A 5,006-nucleotide genomic window follows, 5' to 3' on the forward strand; every position below is an offset into this window, starting at 1 on the left:
GCCGTGGTGGGCGGCGGGTCTGCGGGGGCGTAGCGGTCGGAGCCGTGCGCGGCCGGTACGGCCAGTTCCACCCGGCCGACGGTCTCGTTGCCCTTGCTGAACAGGGGCCGTTCCTCGACCTTGCTGACGAAGACGCCCGCGCCGAGCAGGCCGACCGTGGCGAGCCTGGCCCAGCCGCGGGGGCGGCGGTGGCCCTCGAAGGAGGCGCCCAGTTCCACCTGGTAGCTGTAGAGGTCGGCGCCGGTCTGGAACATCAGGTGGTCGTGGACGGCCGCGACCGTGTTCCTGGTGGCCTTCTGGTCGGTCCTGGCGTGCCGGAGCCCGACCGACACGTTGCCCGCCTGGCGCGGCAGTCCGGTGTCGCCCACCTTGTCGTGGTCGCGCGGCGAGACGCCCAGCTCGACACCGCCGGACAGGGTCACGGCCGCCTGCTGGCCCTGGCCGGAGACCTCGGTGCCGATCACCGCGTTGCGCAGCGAGCGCTCGCTCATGGTGGTCTCGAACTGCCGGTCGGTGAGGCGTGCCTTGAGGATGAGCGTGTGGTGGCCGCGGCGCACCTTGCCGTCCTCGGTGAGGGTGACGGGCACGCCGGTGGTGGTCAGGTCGTCCAGGCTCTGCGTCAGGCTGGGCCGGTTCAGCGCCTCGCGCACCTGGCGGTCGTTGTGCAGCGCGGTCCGCATTCGCCCGTCGCCGTACCAGAACTTGGCCAGCCGGGGGTGGCGCAGCATGAACGGCGGGACGAACAGCGACGGGTACGACTGGTGCAGCGTGTCCAGGACGGCGTCCGTGAAGGCCCGCATGGGGTCCTGGGGGGCGGGCTGCGCCTGCGGCTGCTGGGTCTGGGTCTGCGTTTGACCGGACGACTGCGTCTGCGTCTGCGTCTGCGTCTGCGTCTGTGTCTGGGGCAGGGTCTGCGGGGCCGCGACGGGACGGAAGCCCTCGGCGCGGACCTGTCCGCTGAGGTGGACCGGGTCCTCCCGGGTGAGGTACCACGGCACCGGCGGCTCGGCGTCGGGGTGGGGGCCCGCCTGACCGGGCGTACGGCTGTCCCAGCCGGCGAGGCGCCGCGCGTCCTGGGTGGAGATCCAGTCCAGGCTCACCACCCGGACCGGGCGGGCCGCCGACGACGGTTCGCCGGGCTTGCGCACCATCAGGGTGCGCTCCACCCGGTAGAGCGCGACCGGGTGGTTGCGGATGCGTCCGGTGGTCTTGCGGGCCGCGTCGACGCCGACGTAGTGGCCCCGTCCGCTGGAGAGGTCCGCGCGGACCAGCGGGCCGCCCTGGAGGCGTACGTCGGTCTCCACGCCCGGCAGGGTGTAGTTCGGTCCGGCCGTGACCTGGATGCCCACGCGGGTGTCGCGGACGTGGCCGCGCTCGTTCTGGTACGTGGTCTGGACGAGGTCGCGCAGTTCCGCCTTGACGGACTCGGTGACCAGGGTGGCCCGGTGCGGCACCGACCGCTCCACGATCAGGTGCCCCAGCGGGTGCTGACCGCTGCCGCGGGTCAGCTCGGGACCCGTGACCGGCCCGGAGAACCGGCCGAACAGCGACAGCAGGCGCCCCGGCCGGAGGTACGACACCAGCGTGCGGTGTGCCGAACTGCCGGGCCGCGCACCGGAGAGGGCGATCGCGATGTCTTCCGGCGGGTCGGTCAGGTGCAGTCCGGTGGTGTCGGTCATGCGCGGCTCGACGCCGTCCGGGAAGGTGAGCGTCTGCGGCGCCCGCTGGGGTCCCTTGTAGGGGACGGTCAGGTCGTCCGGCAGCCGCCAGCTGAGCCCGTCGCGCATCGCGAACTCCGCGCTGTGCACCTGGGTGCGCTGCCAGTTCGGCTTGGGCGGGGTCGTGGTGGTCGTCCCCGCCGGGTTACCGCCCGTACTCGTCGCGCCGTCCGTGGCGGCGCGCTTGGGCCCCTCGGTGACGCGGTCCACCCGCACCCGGTAGTGGACGTCGTCCAGGTGCAGGTGCGAGCCCTCCCAGTTGCGCCACTCGCTCTGGTTGTAGGCCTGGGTGCCCTGCGCGAAGTCGGTCCGGCGGGTCCAGCCCAGCGAGAAGCCGATCTTCAGCAGCCAGTTGAGCGGCGGACCCATGCTCAGCCCGCCGGCGATGCGGCGCCCGAAACCGACGCTGCGACTGCCGCCCGTGCCGGCCTGACCGCGCCGCATGGTGTCCATCCGGACGGTGGCGCCGTTCACGTTGGAGAAGCGTTCCCAGCGGTGGTACGGGATGGCCTCCACCGTCATCTCGTGGCCGACCCCGGACTTCTCCCGGCCCACGAAGCGCGCGCCGCGCGGGGCGGTGAAGGCGTCGGGCTGCTGTACCAGCAGACGCAGCAGCTCCGCCCGGTCGAACTGGTCGCGCAGCTTCTTCGGCAGCTTGGCCAGGATCTCCTCGGCCACCTGCTCGGGCGAACGCAGGGTGGTCTTGCCGAGGCCGGTGAAGAGTCCGGTCGGGCGGCCGCGCCCGGTGCCGTCCGGCCGGCCGGACGGGGTGCCGTCGCCCGGGTCGGCGTCGGGGCTGATCAGGACCGTCGGCAGGCGGCTGCCGTCCTCGAAGGTGACGGTGCGCGGCGCCGGCCCCGGCGGCCGGGCGTCCGGGCCGGTCAGCAGCCGGGCCGGACGGTACCGTTCGAGCTGGGTCTCCAGCGGTACCGGGTCGCCCTGCTCGGGAGTGCTGTCAGCAGAACCGTCGGTTTTGGATTCGGTTTTGGACTCGGATTCGGATTCGGAGGGGTCGTCGGCGGGGCTGTCGAGGTCGGTGACCCCGCCCATGCTGCGCAGCCACTCCCCGAAGGGACTGTCGTCCATGGAGTCCACGGAGTCCTCGACGACCGGGTCCGGCGTGGTCCCGGTGATCTTCGGATCCGGCGTGGTGCTCGGGTCCGGCGTGGAAGTGAACGCCGAGTCCGGGAGCAGGGCGTCGAAGTGGTCCCTGCCGTTGTAGGCGAGGTGCAGGGTGCCGCTCCGACCACCCGGGTTGAGGGTGTTGACGAAGGTGCTTCCCGGCGACCGCGGGTCGGGCTGGACGAGTCGCAGGTCGAGGTCGAGGGTGTGCGCCAGCGCCATCGGGAGCAGGTCGGCGAAGGGGGTGGACCACAGTGCGGGATCGGCGGCCGCCGCGGCGACGAGCCCCTTGGCGCCGAGCCGCCGCGCGTCGGCGGGGGTGGGTGCCACGGTGGCGAGGGCCGCGTAGTCGCTGTCGCGCAGGATCCGCTGCCACTGCTTCACGTCGCCGCCGGTGACGACGTCCTGCGCGATCCGGTTCCAGTGCCGGGTGATCGTGTCCCGCTCGGCCTGGTCCGTGACCCCGGCGAGGGCGCGCATCCGCAGGTCGTCCACCACGGCGAACACCGGGTCCGGGATCGCCGTGGCCATGTTGTCGCCGAGTTCGGACCGCGTAATCCGCTCGTGCAGCAGGTCGCGCAGGCCGGCGACGTTCCGCGCGGCCCACGCCGGCGGGACGCGGTGGCCGCGCGCGCTGTCGAGCAGCGACCGGAAGAGGCAGTTCCCKCCGCCCGGGGTGTCGAGCCGCTGCAGGGTGAGGCCGTCCGCGTGCACGAGGTCCGCCGTGCCGGGCGCGGCCTTGCTGAGGAGGGCCACGTCCTCGGCGAGGCTCTCCGGGCGGCTCGACGCGGGTGCCAGATCGGGCCTGCGGCGCGCGAGTTCGGCGGTGTCCTCCGAGCTGAGTCCCAGCTCGGACAGCGGCAGCGGGGTGTCGGAGAGCGACCAGGTGATCTGGGCCGCGGGCGAGTAGGCGAGGCCGCGCACGTCCTGGGGCGAGACCAGGGTGGTCGGCGGGAGCGCGGGCGGCGGCGGGGGCAGCAGGGCGTCGAGCGTGGTGTCCGGTCCCGCGGTGTCGCGCAACGCGGCCGCGGCGCGCAGGAAGTCGGTGTACTGCTCGACGGTGGGGGTGGCGGAGGGGTCGCCGGTCGTGGTGCCCGTCGCACGGCCGTGGTCGGCGACCATCCGGCGCAGCAGGTCCGGGGTCATCCGACCGTCGCCGTAACGGGCGGCGGTGTCCGGGCTCAGCCAGCGCAGGCCGTCCACGTAGGCGAGCCCGGCGAGCAGCTCACGGTTCTCCGGGCGCTGTTCGGCGTCGGTGCCGAGGGCGTCCCGCAGGGTGCGGACCTGCTGGAGGGTGCGGGCCCGCGCGAAGGCGTCGGCCGGTCCCGGTCCCGTGTGCAGTCCGGCCTCGCGCGCCAGCGCGTCCAGGTCGCTGCCGGTGGGCTCCGGGGTGAAGAGCCGCCAGCTCCCCGGCCCGTCCGGTCCCTCGGTGAGTACCGCGCGGACGTTGCCGTCCCGGTCCCGGGCCGTGCCCACCTCGGTGGTCGGCGCGTACACCTGCCGCCCGGTGCGGTTCGCCACGTGCTGGGCCACCGGCAGCCCCGCCACCTGCGGCTGCTGCCCGGTCTCGCAGGAGTACAGCACCAGCGGCCGGTCCCGGTCGCCGTCCTGCGCCCAGCTGTTGAGCACGTTGCCGAGCTGTACGCCGCTGACCTTGACGGTGGGGCGGTCCGGGTTCTCGGTACCGAGTGTGACGGTGCGGGGGGTGGCGTGCGCCGTGAAGTAGTCGGCGCCCCGTTCGGTGCCGGAGCCCGGCAGCGGGGCCGGCGGGCCGGTGAACACGCCGCGGCGGACGGGCGGGGTCTCCGCCGTACCGTTCCGCTTGGCCGGGGCGTCCTCCGACGTGACGCGCACGCCGCGGAAGGTCTCCTGGTCCAGCAGCGCCCGCCGGGCCGCGCCCTGCGCCGTACCGTCCTCGGCCACGGCCTGCGAGATGGTCAGCGTCTGCACCGGGCGGCCCGGCCGGGGCTTCACGGTCGCACTGGGCACCAGGCGCCGCAGCTGCGCGACGGGCACGGTCTGGCCGTCCAGGGTGGTGACGACCGGATCGCCGGTGGGCCGCCGTACGGGGCCGCGTCCGTTGTCGGAGGTGGTGCCGTTCGCACCGAGGTCCGGGCGCACCACGATCCGCCCGGTGGGCGGGAGCCKGACGGGGGGTGCCGGTGG

At 74.2% G+C, this 5,006-nt stretch carries 1 pseudogene; it reads right to left on the reverse strand.

Annotation, left to right across the window (positions count from 1 at the left end):
* Positions 1-4,982: pseudogene (locus FGF04_RS03500) on the reverse strand (hypothetical protein); the annotation flags it as partial.
* Between the last annotated feature and the right edge of the window lie 24 nt (positions 4,983-5,006).

This window comes from Streptomyces apricus, from assembly GCF_008369065.1.
Taxonomy (GTDB): Bacteria; Actinomycetota; Actinomycetes; order Streptomycetales; family Streptomycetaceae; genus Streptomyces; species Streptomyces apricus.